The organism is Acidovorax sp. 107 (genome assembly GCF_003058055.1).
Classification (GTDB): Bacteria; Pseudomonadota; Gammaproteobacteria; order Burkholderiales; family Burkholderiaceae_C; genus Acidovorax.
Map to the genome: position 1 here is coordinate 4,340,431 of NZ_QBTZ01000001.1, position 15,155 is coordinate 4,355,585.

General features: G+C 66.2%; 15 protein-coding genes and 1 pseudogene. 10 read left to right on the plus strand and 6 right to left on the minus strand.

The features are described from left to right. Nucleotides 1-10 precede the first annotated feature (10 nt). The 3 genes from urtC (at nt 11) to urtE (ending at nt 2,791) form a co-directional block, all read left to right on the plus strand. The gene (urtC, locus tag C8C99_RS20270; RefSeq protein ID WP_108626702.1) at nt 11-1,150 is read left to right on the plus strand and encodes an urea ABC transporter permease subunit UrtC; all 1,140 of its coding nucleotides are present in this window, start codon (nt 11-13) and stop codon (nt 1,148-1,150) included. Then, the gene (gene urtD, locus C8C99_RS20275) at nt 1,147-2,022 is read left to right on the plus strand and encodes an urea ABC transporter ATP-binding protein UrtD (RefSeq protein WP_108626703.1); all 876 of its coding nucleotides are present in this window, start codon (nt 1,147-1,149) and stop codon (nt 2,020-2,022) included. The genes urtC and urtD overlap by 4 nt, the downstream gene beginning before the upstream one ends. 76 nt (nt 2,023-2,098) lie before the next feature. Further along, nucleotides 2,099-2,791 carry an urea ABC transporter ATP-binding subunit UrtE gene (urtE, locus tag C8C99_RS20280; RefSeq protein WP_108626704.1) on the plus strand — a complete coding sequence of 231 codons (693 nt, stop codon included), beginning with the start codon at nt 2,099-2,101 and terminating at the stop codon, nt 2,789-2,791. A gap of 4 nt (nt 2,792-2,795) precedes the next feature. Here urtE and C8C99_RS20285 read toward each other — a convergent pair whose 3' ends face one another. Continuing rightward, a complete protein-coding gene (locus C8C99_RS20285) occupies nt 2,796-3,653 on the minus strand; it encodes a phosphatase PAP2 family protein (RefSeq protein ID WP_108626705.1) in 858 nt (285 codons plus the stop codon). Between the two features lie 309 nt (nt 3,654-3,962). On the opposite strand from C8C99_RS20285, the pseudogene C8C99_RS24455 reads away from it, so the two are divergent. Beyond that, nucleotides 3,963-4,286 (plus strand): annotated as a pseudogene (locus C8C99_RS24455) (diacylglycerol kinase family protein); the annotation flags it as partial. Here C8C99_RS24455 and C8C99_RS24460 read toward each other — a convergent pair. Further along, nucleotides 4,283-4,900 carry a hypothetical protein gene (locus tag C8C99_RS24460; RefSeq protein ID WP_369818051.1) on the minus strand — a complete coding sequence of 206 codons (618 nt, stop codon included), beginning with the start codon at nt 4,898-4,900 and terminating at the stop codon, nt 4,283-4,285. The pseudogene C8C99_RS24455 and the gene C8C99_RS24460 sit on opposite strands and share 4 nt — an antisense overlap. 191 nt (nt 4,901-5,091) lie before the next feature. On the opposite strand from C8C99_RS24460, the gene C8C99_RS20295 reads away from it, so the two are divergent. After that, nucleotides 5,092-5,934: a metallophosphoesterase gene (locus C8C99_RS20295; RefSeq protein WP_199226467.1), complete on the plus strand. Its 843-nt coding sequence runs from the start codon at nt 5,092-5,094 to the stop codon at nt 5,932-5,934. A 287-nt stretch (nt 5,935-6,221) separates the two neighbouring features. Continuing rightward, on the plus strand, nt 6,222-7,304 hold the full coding sequence (locus C8C99_RS20300) for an adenylate/guanylate cyclase domain-containing protein (RefSeq protein ID WP_056060658.1): 1,083 nt from the start codon (nt 6,222-6,224) through the stop codon (nt 7,302-7,304). Nucleotides 7,305-7,338: 34 nt separating this feature from the next. Here C8C99_RS20300 and C8C99_RS20305 read toward each other — a convergent pair whose 3' ends face one another. Continuing rightward, nucleotides 7,339-8,067, minus strand: a complete 729-nt coding sequence (locus tag C8C99_RS20305; protein ID WP_108626708.1) for a haloacid dehalogenase type II — start codon at nt 8,065-8,067, stop codon at nt 7,339-7,341. 252 nt (nt 8,068-8,319) lie between these two features. On the opposite strand from C8C99_RS20305, the gene C8C99_RS20310 reads away from it, so the two are divergent. Together C8C99_RS20310 and alaC are read left to right on the plus strand one after the other, a co-directional pair. After that, a complete protein-coding gene (locus C8C99_RS20310; protein WP_108627249.1) occupies nt 8,320-9,549 on the plus strand; it encodes an MFS transporter in 1,230 nt (409 codons plus the stop codon). Nucleotides 9,550-9,683: 134 nt separating this feature from the next. Next, nucleotides 9,684-10,901 (plus strand): alanine transaminase, encoded by a 1,218-nt coding sequence (alaC, locus tag C8C99_RS20315; protein WP_108626709.1) that lies wholly within the window; start codon nt 9,684-9,686, stop codon nt 10,899-10,901. A gap of 80 nt (nt 10,902-10,981) precedes the next feature. Here alaC and C8C99_RS20320 read toward each other — a convergent pair whose 3' ends face one another. Together C8C99_RS20320 and C8C99_RS20325 are read right to left on the minus strand one after the other, a co-directional pair. Beyond that, nucleotides 10,982-11,506 carry an OsmC family protein gene (locus C8C99_RS20320; protein WP_108626710.1) on the minus strand — a complete coding sequence of 175 codons (525 nt, stop codon included), beginning with the start codon at nt 11,504-11,506 and terminating at the stop codon, nt 10,982-10,984. A 45-nt stretch (nt 11,507-11,551) separates the two neighbouring features. Then, nucleotides 11,552-11,827 carry a DUF4242 domain-containing protein gene (locus tag C8C99_RS20325; RefSeq protein ID WP_108627250.1) on the minus strand — a complete coding sequence of 92 codons (276 nt, stop codon included), beginning with the start codon at nt 11,825-11,827 and terminating at the stop codon, nt 11,552-11,554. A 120-nt stretch (nt 11,828-11,947) separates the two neighbouring features. Here C8C99_RS20325 and C8C99_RS20330 point away from each other — a divergent pair, with 120 nt between their 5' ends. Further along, entirely contained in the window at nt 11,948-13,483 is a 1,536-nt protein-coding gene (locus tag C8C99_RS20330) for a winged helix-turn-helix domain-containing protein (RefSeq protein ID WP_108626711.1), read from the plus strand. A gap of 165 nt (nt 13,484-13,648) precedes the next feature. Next, nucleotides 13,649-14,170, plus strand: a complete 522-nt coding sequence (locus C8C99_RS20335) for a GAF domain-containing protein (protein WP_056641468.1) — start codon at nt 13,649-13,651, stop codon at nt 14,168-14,170. 131 nt (nt 14,171-14,301) lie between these two features. On the opposite strand, the gene C8C99_RS20340 is transcribed toward C8C99_RS20335, so the two are convergent. Next, nucleotides 14,302-15,138, minus strand: coding sequence for an urease accessory protein UreD (locus C8C99_RS20340; protein WP_056641471.1), 837 nt, complete (start codon nt 15,136-15,138; stop codon nt 14,302-14,304). Between the last annotated feature and the right edge of the window lie 17 nt (nt 15,139-15,155).

Sequence of the window (15,155 nt, forward strand, 5' to 3'; positions counted from 1 at the left end):
ACGACAGATCATGACTACGCCAACCTCTCCCAACCTCCCACTGCCTGCACCGGCGCCGCTGCTCACGCGCGGCGGTTGGTCGGCCTTCATCGTGGCGCTCGTCGTGGTGTGCGCCGTGGCCCCCGTGCTCAACCTGTGGGTGCCCGCAGGCAGCATGTTCCACCTGAGTGACTACGCCGTGGCGCTGCTTGGCAAGATCATGTGCTACGCCATCTGCGCGCTGGCCATGGACCTGATCTGGGGCTACACGGGCATCCTGAGCCTGGGCCACGGCCTGTTCTTTGCGCTGGGTGGCTACGTGATGGGCATGTACCTCATGCGCCAAATTGGCCGCGACGGCAACTACAAAAGCGACCTGCCCGACTTCATGGTGTTCCTGGACTGGAAGGAACTGCCCTGGCACTGGGCGCTGTCCGACAGCTTCATCGCCACGCTGATCCTCATCGTGGCCGTGCCGGGCGTCATCGCGTTCGTCTTCGGCTACTTCGCCTTCCGCTCGCGCATCAAGGGCGTGTACTTCTCCATCATCACGCAGGCCATGACCTATGCGGCCATGCTGCTGTTCTTCCGCAACGAAACCGGTTTTGGCGGCAACAACGGGTTCACCGACTTCAAGCGCATCCTGGGCACGCCCATTGCCACGCAGAACATGCGCATGACGCTGTTTGTGCTGACGGGCGTCACGTTGCTGGGCTTCTTTTTGCTGGCGCGCTGGCTGGTGCGCAGCAAGTTCGGTCGCGTGCTGCAGGCCGTGCGCGATGCCGAGACGCGCGTCATGTTCTCGGGCTACTCGCCGCTGCCCTACAAGCTCACCATCTGGACCATCAGCGCCATGATGTGCGGCGTGGCGGGCGCGCTGTATGTGCCGCAGGTCGGCATCATCAACCCGGGTGAGATGAGCGCTGCCAACTCCATCGAGATCGCTGTGTGGGCGGCTGTGGGCGGGCGCGCCACGCTCATCGGGCCCATCGTGGGCGCGTTCATCGTCAACGGTGCCAAGAGCTGGCTCACGGTGACGGCGCCGGAGTTCTGGCTGTACTTTCTGGGCGCGCTGTTCATTGCCGTGACGCTGTTCCTGCCCGATGGCGTGGTGGGCCTGGTCAAGAAGCTCAAAGCAAAAATGACAACCACGAAGGGAGCTGCGCAATGACGCCCGATCTGATGGAAGAAGGCGCGCGGCGGCTGCAGAAGACGCTGGCGCCCGCTGTACTGGGCCAGACTGAGTCGGGCGGCCGCGCGGCAGGCTTCTCGCGCGTGGCGGTGCCGGGCGAGGTGGATGTGACCCATGGCCGCATCCTTTACCTGGAAGATGTTCACGTGAGTTTTGACGGCTTCAAGGCCATCAACGGCCTGAGCCTGGACATCGCTCCTGGCGAGCTGCGCTGCATCATCGGCCCCAACGGCGCGGGCAAGACGACGATGATGGACATCATCACCGGCAAGACGCGGCCCGACAAAGGCACGGTGTTCTTCGGCTCCACCATCGACCTGCTGCGCCACAACGAGCCCGAGATCGCGAGCCTGGGCATTGGCCGCAAGTTCCAGAAGCCCACGGTGTTCGAGCAGCTCAGCGTGTTTGAGAACCTGGAGCTTGCGCTCAAGACCCACAAGGGCGTGAAGTCCAGCATGTTCTTTCGGCTCAACTCCGCGCAGTCGGACCGTCTGGCCGAGATCCTGCACACCATCCACCTGGCCGACAGCGTCACGCGCCAGTCGGGCAACCTGAGCCACGGGCAGAAGCAGTGGCTGGAGATTGGCATGCTGCTGATGCAGGACCCCAAGCTGCTGCTGCTGGACGAACCGGTGGCGGGCATGACGGACGAAGAAACCGCGCGCACGGCCGAGCTGTTCCTCACGCTCAAGGGCAAACACTCGCTCATGGTGGTGGAGCACGACATGGGTTTCATCCGCACCATCTCCGAAAAAGTGACGGTGCTGTGCGATGGCTCGGTGCTGGCCGAAGGCACGCTCGACCAGGTGCAGGCCGACGAGCGCGTGATCGAGGTGTACCTCGGCCGGTGAAGGTATTCACTATCAAAAGTATAGCTGCCAGCGCATATTGAAATAGCGCTAGCGGCCCAAAACACTCCAAGTCACCATGCTCACCGTCCAGAACATCAACCAGTACTACGGCGGCTCCCACATCCTGCGTGACGTGAGCCTCACCGCCACACCGGGCAAGGTCACCGTGCTGCTCGGCCGCAACGGCGTGGGCAAGACCACGTTGCTCAAAAGCCTGATGGGCCTGGTGCCCATCAAGAGCGGCAGCATCAGCTTTGACGGCAAGCCCATCGACAAGGCCACGCCCTACGACCGGGCGCGCGCTGGCATTGGCTTTGTGCCCCAAGGCCGCGAAATCTTCGGCCGCCTCACCGTGGAAGAAAACCTGCGCATGGGCCTGGCCTACAAAAGCGGCTCCACCCCCGTGCCCCCGCACCTGTACGAACTGTTCCCCGTGCTCAAGCAGATGCTCAAGCGCCGGGGCGGTGACCTGTCGGGCGGACAGCAGCAGCAGCTGGCCATTGCGCGTGCACTGGCGCCCGGCCCGCGATTGCTGATCCTGGACGAGCCCACCGAGGGCATCCAGCCCAGCATCATCAAGGACATCGGCCGCGTGATCCGCATGCTGGCCGACCAGGGCGAGATGGCCATCCTGCTGTGCGAGCAGTACTACGACTTTGCGCAGGAGCTGGCCGACGAGTACCTGGTGATGGAGCGCGGTGAGGTCATCGCACGCGGGCCGGGCTCGGAGATGGAAGCCAAGGGCATTCGCAACCTCGTCGCCATCTGACGGCTCATGGCTGTTGCGCCACAGCGCCGAGGGCTGGGCTGCGCCAGCGCGACACACTCTCCATGAGCAGCACCGTGCACACCATCCATGTGCCGCCCAGCAGCCAGCCCGCCAGCACGTCGCTGGCGTAGTGCACGTGCAGCACCACCCGGCTCCAGCCGGTGGTGAAGATCAGCGCACCGGCCAGCACCACCGCAGGCAGGTGCCAGGCGCGGGGCAGCAGCCGCGTGGCCAGGTAGGCCAGCATGGCGTAGGCCACCATCGATGCGCTGCTGTGCCCGCTGGGAAAACTGTAGCCGCTGGCCTCCGCAATACCGTGCGTGTGCTCGGGCCGCACGCGCTCGAACAGGTTTTTCAGCACCTTGGTCAGCGCGCCGTTGCCAGCCATCGCCACCAGCCAGCCGGTGGCCAGCAGGCGGTGCCGGCGCAGCCACAGCGCGGCGGCCACGCCCAGTGCCAGAGCGGTCTGCACCCACGTGTCGCCCAGGTGGGTAAGGGCGGCAAACCACCGCAGCACGGCGGCCGATGCCTGCGCTTGCAGGCCAGCGGCCAGGGCATCGTCCAGCGCACCCCACGTGCCCTGGGCGCGCCCGCTCTCCGCCAGCTCAGCCATGGCGGCACCGGCCATCACCAGAGCGCACGCCGAGACGGCCATGGCTGCCACCAGCACCCAGCGCGCTTGCGCTGGAAACACGCGGCCCAGCGGTGCGCCCGCGTGTTGCCGCAGGCTGCGCAGACCGGTCAACGCCACGGCGCCCAGCAAAGCAAAAACCAGCACGCCTGCCATCCACCAGCCTACGGGGTGCTGTGCCAACAGGGCGCCAATGTCGGTGGCGGCCAGGGCGCCGGGGGTTGTGGTCATGGGGAGAGATCGTCCTTTTCTGTCTGCAGGGGTGGTCAGGGGCGCATGGAGAGAAGCCAGGGGTTGTACCGAAGTTCCCAGCATCCCATTGAATGGTGGGTGTATTGCGCCTTCAAGGCAGCTGTCGGCGCAGGCTGACAGACGGAAGGCATGGCTACCGGCTGCGCGGCGCACGATCGCTTGCCACCATGGAGTGCCCTGTAGTCCGTGTAGGCGCTGGTGGCGTGGTTCAGGCCTTCGGGCAGGACCGGCCGCTGCAATTGGGTCTGCACGCTGTGGGGTTGCTCTTGTTTGTTGCAGAGTTTTTGCATGACACCTTCGGAACACACCCTTCCTCCCCAGCCCCGTGGCCCCATCCACCTGGTGGTGCCTCGGCGGCCCGGTGCCGACCTGGACCTGCTGCGTGCCAAGCTGGAGGGCGTGCCCGCCTTGCAGGCGCACGACGTGGTCTGGCACGTGCCCGACCGGCGCGGCGACATCGTGCAGTTGGCCGAGCGTGCGGCACAGGCCGCACAGGACGACGGCGGGCTGGTGGTGGCCGCCGGGGGCGACGGCACCATCAACGCCGTGGCGTCGGCGGCGCTGCGTGCCGGGGTGCCGCTGGGTGTGGTGCCCATGGGCACGTTCAACTACTTCAGCCGCGAACACGGACTGGCACTCGACCCCGAGACCGCCGTGCAAGACCTGCTGCAGGCATTGCATGCAGGCGACCTGCGGGCCGTGCAGGTGGGGTTTGTGAACCGCCGCCTGTTTGTCGTCAACGCCAGCGTGGGGCTGTACCCCAAGATGCTGGCCGACCGTGAGATGGCATCGCGCCGCTTTGGCCGCAAGCGCTGGGTGGCTGTTGCCGCCGCGGTGTGGAGCCTGTTCCGCCCCGCGTCGGGCCGGCGCTGGCGTGTGGTGACGAAGACGCACCAGGGCGCCGCAGCGCAGCAGGAAGAGCATCTGGTCACCACCCTGTTTGTGGGCAACAACCCCCTGCAACTGGACCGCATGGGCCTGCCCCAGGCACAAAAGGTGGCCGATGGAGGGCACCTGGCCGTGGTCATGCTCAAGCCGCAAGGTCGTTGGGCCATCGCTCGCACCGTGTGGAACGCGGCCACCGGCCAGTTGGACAAGGACAACGCCGTGGTCAGCATGGCCTGCTCCGAGTTGACCGTGACCCCCGCCAGCTGGCGCCCGCCGCAGGTCAAGGTGGCGTTTGACGGCGAGCGCGAATGGATGACGCCGCCCCTGCATTTCCGCATCAGTGCGCGGCCGTTGTGGCTGGTGGCACCGAGCCCCTTGCAGCGCGACGGTGCACCGCCCCCGCGCGCGGCCGAGCCATTGCCCGTCACGGTAGAGCCCGAGGCGCCTGCGCCGGGCGCCGCTGCACCCGGCCTGTTGCCTGCGTGATGCGCCAGCCCTACGGCCCGCCCGCTGCCTTCGGTCCTCCGCCATGACTGTTCTGATGCACCTGTCGGACCTGCACTTCGGCGCGCACGACGCTGCGGTGTGTGCGGCCGTCCAGCGGCTGGCGCAGCGCCTGGGGGTGGCGATGGTGGTGGTGTCGGGCGACCTCACCCAGCGCGCCACCGCCGGGCAGTTTGAACAGGCCGCGCGCTTTGTGCAGGGCCTGCATGCGCGCAGCAATCTGGTGTTGGCGGGCAACCACGACCTGCCCCTGTTTGCGTGGTGGATGCGCTGGGGCCGGTCGTATGAGCGGTTCTCCGAGCAGTTCGGCATGGACCAGGAACCCGTGCGGCAGATGGGCGCGTTCTACGTGGTGGGCGTGAACACCACGCGCGCCTGGCGGCACGAGCGCGGTAGCCTGTCGTCCGCGCAGATCGAGCATGTGGCGCTGTTGCTGGCACGCGCGCCCCCTGGCGCATGGCGCATCGTGGCCAGCCACCACCCCCTGGTGGCCCGCGACGCCGAGGACCGCGCTCACCGCCCCCACCGTGCGGACGAGGCGGTGGAGCGCTGGCGCATGGCCGGGGCGCAGATGCTGCTATCGGGCCACGTGCACCAGCCGTGCCTTTTGCAGCCACTGCCCGGGCTGTGGGCCAGCAGCGCGGGCACGGCGGTGTCGCACCGCCTGCGCCATGGCAGCCCCAACAGCCTGGTGGTGCTCAGCATGGAGGCATCGGGCGCCGTGGCCGACATGCAGGCCCGGTATGCAGAGCGCTGGGACTACGACAGTGCGCAGGAGGCGTTTCGGTGTGTGGAGCGCCAGCGCATCGAGCACGAGGGCAATGGCCCCGGATCCCCTCGCGCCCGAGCGACGAAATGGGATGATTGATTGCTATTTATTTAATAGCTGTTGGCGCAAGTATTTCTAGCACTTGAGTCCGGAAAGGCTTGATTTTTGAATCTGGCCCCTTTGTCGCGCGGCTCCCTCGCGGCGGCCCCTCGACCAGCCATCTCCCAGTGCGTGCAGGGGGTCATGGCGCCTGCTGCCGTGGTGGTGCCCGGAGTGTTTTCACCGGTTGACCAGCCGTGGGGCGGCGCCTATTCTGGGTGCGGCAGGGCAGGTGATGCCCTTGTTCCCCACACCGAACCACCGGCCGCCCCACGCCCCAGACAACCATGCACAAAGAATTCCACCACGATGCGGTGCGCCGCCTGCAGGCCCTGATCGAACGCGAGACCGGCAAGCCTCTGGGCGAGGCGGCGCAGGCCGAGATGGCGGGCATCCTGCACGGCATGGAGAACCCCGAAGGCGCAGCCGCCAACGGCCTGGAGGTGGCGCCGCGCGAGGTCACCATCCTGCTGGCCGACCTGCGCGGGTTCACCGCACTGTCGGGCTCGCAGCCAGCGTCGGTAGTGATCGCAGCGCTCAACCGCTGCCTGGCAAGGCTGTCCGAGGTGGTGTTCAAGTACCAGGGCACCATCGACAAGTTCATGGGCGATTCGATCATGGTGCTGTTTGGTGCACCGGTGGCCCGCGACGACGATGTGGACCGCGCGCTGCTGTGCGCGGTGGAGATGCAGATCGCCATGCGCGAACTGAACCTGGCCCACCTGACCGAGCGCCTGCCCGAGGTGTTTCTGGGCATTGGCGTGAACACGGGCACCGTGATGGCCGGGCGCTTTGGCTCGGACGTGTATTCCGAATACACGGTGATCGGTGAGGCGGTGAACCTGGCTTCGCGCATCGAGGCGCTGAGCCTGCGCGGCCAGGTGCTCATCAGCGACTCCACCTACCAACGCTGCTGGGGGCTGGTGTCGGCGTCCGCACCCATGCAGGTGTTCGTCAAGGGGCGCACGCAGCCGGTGAGCCTGCGCGAGCTGATCGCCATCCCGTCGCACAAGCTCAAGGTGCCCCGCCAGGAGTTCCGCCGCAGCCACCGCGTGGATGCACGCCTGCCCTGCCTGTGCCAGCGCATGCAGGACAAGATCGTGGTGCCGCACATCGTGCACGGTGCCATCCGCGACATCGGCTACCACGGCCTGCTGGTGGAGCTGATCGAGCCGCTGGAACCTCACAGCGAGATCAAGCTGGAGTTTGAACTGCCGCTGGTGGACTACCGCGTGGCCGATGTGTACGCGCGCGTCATCACCCTCAAGCAGGAGGGCGACGAATGGGTGGCCGGGCTGGAGTTCACCTCCATCAGCGCCGAATGCCGCGCCAAAGTGCAGATGTTTGTGCAGTTGCTGGTGGCGCACTGACCGCCGCCGAAAACGCCGTCGCGGCGTCGTCAGCTCAGCAGCCCAGCATTCGCGCCAGGTCGACCAGGCTGGTGGCATGCAGGTCGTTGCCGGGTTGCGGCGTTTCGTCCTTGGGGCGCGCCGCGCCCAGCTCGTGGGGACGCTCGACGTAGGCCGTGTGCAGGCCGCAGCCGCGCGCGGCGGCCAGGTCGTCATGGTGGGTGGCCACCAGCGCGACCTCGGCAGGGGCCAGGTCGAACACCTTCGCCACGCCCAGGTAGGTGGCCGGGTCGGGCTTGTAGGCCTTGAACACCTCGGCACTCAGCACGCAATCCCAGGGCAGGCCGGCGCGTTTGGCCATGTTGGTCAGCAGGCCTATGTTGCCGTTGGACAGCGAGGTGATGGTAAAGCGCGTCTTGAGCCGCGTGAGGCCTTCCACGCTGTCGGGCCAGGCATCGAGCCGGTGCCATACCCGGTTGAGGTGGCGCCGCTCGGGCTCGGAAAGATGCGCCAGGCCGAAGCGCGGAAGGATCTCGTCCAGGATGCCCCGGTGCAGGTCGTCGATCAGCGTCCAGCCCTGCTCGCCCCGCATCACACGCGCCATGGCCGGCTGGTAGCCCCCGCGCCAGGCGAGCGCGAAGGCATCTGCATCCACGGCGGGGTGCAGGGCCTGCATCTCTCGCACGATGCTGCCGTGCCAGTCCACCACGGTGCCAAAGATGTCGAACGCCAGCACCTTCACGGTGCCGGCCACGCTGTCTGCAGGGCTCTGGGTTGTCGTCATTCGCAGTCCTTGGGTGGGCGCAAAGGCCGGGCGGGGTGGGGTGGGGCGGGCTGCCAGCGTAGCAGCCCCGGCGGTTCTGTGTGCTCGCGCGGGTTACAGATGCCCTCCAACCTGCAAGGCAACGCATACAGTGCTATGGTTACGAAAATCGGGTTTACCCATGTAACTCCGTTTCTTTTCCATCCCCCTGTATTGGTTATATCTCCTGCGCTGGCGCATCCCGTGCCGGTGCGGCGTTCGCCTGCTGCCGCCATGACCGCGCCCTTGTCTCCCACGTCCTCCGCGTCTTCCCCCATCGCCCACACGCCCACCGACGACCGCACCCTGGTGCGCGCCGTGCTGGCCCTGGGGGTGGGCGGATTTTCCATCGGCACGGGGGAGTTCGTCATCATGGGCCTGCTGCCCGAGGTGGCGCGGGACATCGGCGTGAGCATTCCGCAGGCCGGCCATGTCATCAGCGCCTATGCCCTGGGCGTGGTGGTGGGCGCGCCGGTGCTGGCCGTGCTGTGCGCCCACTGGGGGCGCCGCGCGCTGCTGATGGCGCTGATGGTGGTGTATGCGTTGGGCAATTTCGCATCAGCGCTGGCGCCGGGCTATCTGTCGCTGAGCGCCATGCGATTGTTCACCGGCCTGCCGCATGGCACCTACTTTGGTGTGGCGGCCCTCGTGGCTGCAGCCCTGGCCCCGCCCGGGCGTCGGGCGCGTGCTGTGGGCTGGGTCATGCTGGGGCTGACCACCGCGACCCTCGTGGGCGTGCCGATTGCTGCCGCATTGGGCGAACACTTCGGCTGGCGCGCGGCCTTCGTCTTCGTGGGGCTGATCGCCGTGGCGGCCGTCGTCATGGTGCGCCTGTGGGTGCCCGACATGCCTGCATCGCATGGCGCTAGCCCGCTGCGCGAGCTGGGCGCCATGGCGCGCAAGCAGGTGTGGTTCACGCTGGGCATCGGCGCCATTGGTTTTGGTGGCATGTTTGCGGTGTTCAGCTACATCAAGCCCACCTTGCTGGAAGTGGCCGGCATGCCCCCAGCGCTCATGCCCTTCGTGCTGTCGCTGTTCGGCCTGGGCATGGTGGCGGGCAACCTGGTGGGCTCGCGCATGGCCGACAAGGCGCTGATGCCCGCCATCGGCAAGGTGTTGCTGTGGTCCATCGTGGTGATGGCGCTGTTTGTGCCCGCCGCGCACCACCCCATCAGTGCGGCGTTGGCCACCTTCTTCCTCGGCACGGTGGTCGCCATCGGTCCCGCATTGCAGATCCGGCTGATGGACGTGGCGGGCGACGCCCAGACCCTGGCCGCCGCGCTCAACCACTCGGCCTTCAATGCGGCCAACGCACTGGGCGCATGGCTGGGCGGCGTGTCCATCGCGGCCGGACTGGGGTGGACGTCCACCGGCTGGGTGGGCGTGGTGCTGGGCCTCGGTGGCGTCGGGATCTTTGCGTGGTCCATGGCGAGCGAACGGAGCACAAAACCCGCCACAGTGTGACCGTAGCGGTGGCGCGACACCGCCGCAGCGGGGGAAACGAACACCGCGTTCTGCGCTACATTGAACGCGGGCTGGCCTTTCTGCCAGCCACGTCGCTCGGACGGTTCCGGGCGCTTACGTGAAAGTCACACCGCATGTCTGCATCGCAGGGCAAGCGCCGTTTTGCGCGCATCGATCGCCTTCCTCCCTACGTCTTCAACATCACGGCCGAGCTCAAACTCGCCGCCCGCCGCCGGGGCGAAGACATCATCGACATGAGCATGGGCAACCCCGACGGGGCCACGCCACCGCACATCGTCGCCAAGCTCACCGAAGTGGCCCAGCGGCCCGACACCCACGGCTACAGCGCCAGCAAAGGCATCCCGCGCCTGCGCCGCGCCATCAGCCACTGGTACAAAGACCGCTACGCGGTGGACATCAACCCCGACACCGAGGCCATCGTCACCATTGGCTCCAAGGAAGGCCTGGCCCACCTCATGCTGGCCACGCTGGACCGGGGCGACACCGTGTTGGTGCCCGACCCGAGCTACCCCATCCACATCTATGGCGCGGTGATTGCCGGTGCCGATATCCGCAGCGTGCCCGTGGCGCCCGATGTGGACTTTTTTGCCGAGCTGGAAAAGGCCATCCGCGGCAGCTACCCCAAGCCCAAGATGATGATCTTCGGCTTTCCGAGCAACCCCACGGCGCAGTGCGTGGAGCTGTCGTTCTTCGAGCGCGTGATCGCTCTGGCCAAGAAGCACGACATCCTGGTGGTGCACGACCTGGCCTATGCCGACATCGTGTACGACGGCTACCGCGCCCCCAGCATCATGGAAGTGCCCGGCGCCAAGGATGTGGCGGTGGAGTTTTTCACCCTGAGCAAGAGCTACAACATGGCCGGCTGGCGCGTGGGCTTCATGGTGGGCAACACCGACCTGGTGGCCGCGCTCGCGCGCATCAAGAGCTATCACGACTACGGCACTTTCACGCCGCTGCAGGTCGCGGCGATTGCCGCGCTGGAGGGTGACCAGCAGTGTGTAAAAGACATCGCCGCCCAGTACCAGCGCCGCCGTGACGTGCTCTACAAGGGCCTCACCGAAGCCGGCTGGTCCGTGGACTGCCCCAAGGCCAGCATGTACATCTGGGCCCGCATCCCCGAGCCGTATCGTGCGCTGGGCTCGTTGGAGTTTGCGCGGCAACTGCTCGACAAAGCCAAGGTGTGTGTGTCCCCCGGCATTGGGTTTGGCGACCAGGGGGACGAATATGTGCGCTTTGCGCTGATCGAGAACGAGGCGCGGATTCGGCAGGCGGTGCGAGGGATTCGTGCGATGTTCAAGGCGGACGGGTTGCTGAAGGTACCCGGCGGCTGATGCGCAGACCGCACCTCTGCGCTATCACGCGCAGAGGGTTCCTCTTGGCGTGGCTCCCGGCCACGCCCACCCCTGATAGCTCAGGTATGGAAGGTGGTTTGCAGCGGGGGCGGTGACAGCAGCGTCTGCCCCACCACGCAACACCGCTGGGCCGCGATGCGCAACTTGTCCAGCATGTCAGGCGGTGTGCCCGCGTGGGCCAGCAGATGCACATCGCAGACGATGGATTGGAAGGCCACTGGCACATCGAGCTCGATGCCCAGGGCGCCGCGCAGATCGGCAGTGGCTTTGACGCGAACTTCCAGCCGGGTCAGCTCGATCCCCATGAGGTTTGCCACCATCCGGATCGATGACTCCTGGCAGGCGGCCAGCGCGGCGCACAGCAGGTCGCCAGGGCAAGGCGCGTCATACGGCCCCCCCACACCGCTGTGCACGCCAAAGGGTATGGCAGCGGAGCCGCCGTTCACGACGTGAACCTGCGAATGAAAGGGGTCTGCCAGGTTGCTACCGCGTGTCAACGCCTCGTCGGTGACCAGGGCCGACGCAGGTGTCTGCTTGTATTGGGCACGCAAGTTCTTCTGGGCTTCGTAAACGCTGCTTGTCATGTCAATTCTCCTGAACAGTGGGGGTGGGTGACCCAGGCCTGGGCATCAGGCCTGCGCCGTGGAGGGATCGATGGTGGCAACGACCCGCGCCACGCTGTCGACCGGGAAGCCGCTGAGCCGGGCATGCTCGCGCACCTGTTGTTCGCTCGTGGCGTTGTAGATGCAATAGACCTTGTCGCCTGTCACATGGCTTTGGATCCATTGCAGGTCCGGGCCCATGCTGCTGAGCACGTCGCATGACGTGCGGGAGAGCGCTTGCAGGTCTGCGGCACTGGCTGCGCCAATACCGGCAACGGTGCGCTCGATCACGAATGTGGGCATGATGCTTTCTCTGCGGGAGTGGTACATGCCTCAACGGTACCGAGCAGGGTCACACCCGTCCTTTAAAGTTCGCAAGAAACCGCTAAATCTTCCTAACGATGGCGCTGTCGCAGGTGGCTGATGCAAGACAACTATCACTTTGACCGCTTTGAAGTCCGGCCAGCCGAGCGAGTGCTTTTGGTGGATGGCGCAGCGGCAGCCATTGGTGCCCGCGCTTTTGATCTGCTTGTGTGTCTCCTGGCGCACCGCGACAGGGTGGTGCCCAAAGCCGAGATCCTGGACGCCGTGTGGCCTGGCATGGTGGTGGAAGAAAACAATCTGTCAGTACAGATATCGGCCTTGCGCAAGCTGCTGGGGCCCCGCGCCATCGCCACGATTCCAGGCAAGGGGTACCGCTTTGCGCTGGCCCCCAAGCCCGGCAACGCACTACAGCCCAGCGCAGCACGACCAGTCCAGGAGGCCGCTGCCAGCCGACCGACCATCGCCGTGCTGCCTTTCCGCGTGCTGTCCGACGACCCGCATGTGGGCTTTCTGGCCGACGGCCTGGCGGAAGACGTCATTGCATTGTTGGCCCGCGTTCCCGGGTTTGTGTTGATCTCCCGGGCGTCGTCCTTTGCATTTCGTGGCAACGCGGTTGCCCTCCCTGAGGTGGCTCGCCAGCTGGGGGTTCGGTTTGTGGTGGAGGGCAGTGTCCGCCCGCACCGGGATCTTTTGCGGGTCTCCACACAGCTGATTGATGCGGCGTCTGGGCATGTCTTGTGGAGTGGCCGCTTCGACCGCCACCGCGATCAGGCGGTCGATTTGCAGGAAGACATCGCCCGGGGCATCATGTCCGAGTTGGAGCCCGAGCTGACGCGGGCCGAAATCGCCCACATTCGCCGCCAGCGCCCCGAGAACCTGAACGTATGGGCCCACTACCACCAGGCGATCGGATCGATCGCGATGCAGGGTTGGAGCCGCGATGCGATGACCGAGGCTCGGTCCCAGCTGCGCCAGGGCATTGCGCTGGAACCGGCTTTCGGTTTGGGCCATGCGCACTACGCGTTGCTGACGGCCTTGTCCATGAACATCGGATATCTGGCTTCTGACGCTCCGGGTACTGCCGATGAAGTCTTGAAGGCCGCTCAACAAGCTATCGAACTGGATGACGGAAGCTCCGAGGTGTTGGGCTATGCGGGCTGTGCCCTCAGTGACCTGGGACACCACGACCGTGGCATTGAGGTGCTTCAGCGTGCGCTGGAAATCGATCCGAGCAATGCCCAGGCCCATGTGGCACTGGGAGCATCGCTGGTTTTGAAGGGGCAACTGGAGCGCGGCATCGACACCATGCGGCTGGGCATGCGCCTCAGCCCGCGGGACCGGCGCCTGGGGTTCTGGAAGTGGGCGCTGGGCCTGTTCTTGTTGCGTGCAGAGCGGCTGGACGAAGCGCTGGCCGAGGCGCGATCGTCCGCGCAGCATGACCCCAAGTTTCATCTGGCACGCATTCTGGAGGCGGCGGTTCTGGACCGTCAGGGGCACACGGAGGGCGCTGCTGCAGCGGTGGCAACAGCCCGCCGGTTGTGCCCTGTGCTGACACCCGACGAAGTGGCCTGGACTTTTGGCCGCCGTGTGCGGGATCGACTGGTGTTGTGGTGGGGGCCTCCACCAGCCGGGTAGCGGCGCTGGCGGTCCGGCGTGGATGGGCGGCCACGAGCGCGTTTTCGCGTGGGCCCGCATTCGCGCAGCCACCCGTTGCGGTAGGTGCGTTCATGTGCGATGGGACTTTGCAACCAAACGTCTGCTTACGGCTGGGCTACGGGGTCACGGCTTAGACTGATTAGCATGCATCTACTGGACTACAACCCCGACGATCTTGACGTCACCATCACGGAGCTGCTCGTTGCCACCAGCGACTCTGCCGACCACGAGCTTCCCTCTGTGGTGTCAACCGTTCTGCAACTGTTGCGCAATCGCATGGGCATGGACGTCGCCTTCGTCTCTCAATTCGTGGATGGCCGTCGAACCATACAAGCGGTGGACAGCCTGTCAGATTTTTCTCCCCTGGAGCCCGGCATGTCCGATCCGGTCGAGGAGAGCTGGTGCCAACGCGTTGTGGAAGGCCGCCTGCCCGAGAAGATCGACAATGCCGCCCCCTACATCGCGTCCGGCAAAGCCCCTGATCCCGGGTTTCCGATTGGCACCCATCTAAGCGCACCTGTGCGCCTTGCTGGGGGTAAGGTCTACGGCACACTGTGCTGCTTCAGCCGCGGTGTGAAGGCGGATGGGGACATTGACCGCCTGCGGTATTCGGCAAATTTGCTGGCGCAGAAGCTGTCTCCGCAGGCTACGGAATCGACCTTTTGAAGCGTCGGTGTTGAATGCACACACCCTGTGTCAGTGAATTGACACAGATTGTTCAGCGAACTCCGAACATCAAATCCGAGGCTCTACGAGGGGCGCCGAGAGCAAGCGAAGCTCCTTGGCGCATCCGGCTCTCACATCGCCCAGATCCGAGGCGCCTCTCCATTCAGCCCCCACAAGACCCCCCGCCAAGCCACCCGCACGGCCTTGAGCAGCTTCATCGCGGGCTCTACCTGCGGTGCCAGCACGCGCACCACCACCATGCGGTCGTTGGGGCTGGTGGCCCCTGCAGTGGCCTTGACCTGGGGGTGTTGATCCATCACTGCACGGGCAGCGTCTAGCGCTGCGTCGCGGCGGGCGCGGTCCAGTGAGGAGCCCGTGGCAAAGAACATGCTGGCCATGCAACGATGGCCCGCTAAACCCAGCGGGCTGCTCAGCAGCCGGTCATCGGCGGCATCGATGACGCCGCGCTCCAGCCACAGGCCGGGCACTTCCAGGTGCTGGGTGAAGCGGCCTTGTTCAAACGGCTGACCCGCATGCGGCAGGCCCAGTGCGGTCACGTCCCAGGCCATGCACTCGGCGCCGGGGGCAAGGTTCAGCGTGAGGTGGTTTTCGGCATGGCAGGCGCTGTAGCACAGGGCTTCGAGCGGCAGCCACTCCAGGCGTGCGCCTTCGGCCAGGGTGAGGTGGCTGCGCTGCAGCGCCAGCGGGCCGGTGGAGCGGTAAAAGCGCGTAGCGCCGGGCGTGGTGACCAGGCCGTGGGCGCCGGGGCCCACGGTGGTGGTGATGTCCAGGGTGTCGCCGCCCACCAGACCGCCGGGCGGGTGCACCAGCACGTTGTGGCAGATGGCGTCGCCCTCGGGGTACAGGCTTTGCAGGATGCGCAGCGGCCCGTTGTGCTCGTAGCGGGCGACGGTGCGGGCGTTGTGCTCTGCCGTGTAGTCGAGCTGAAGGCGGGCGTGCCAAGACATGGGGTGATGGTCTGCTA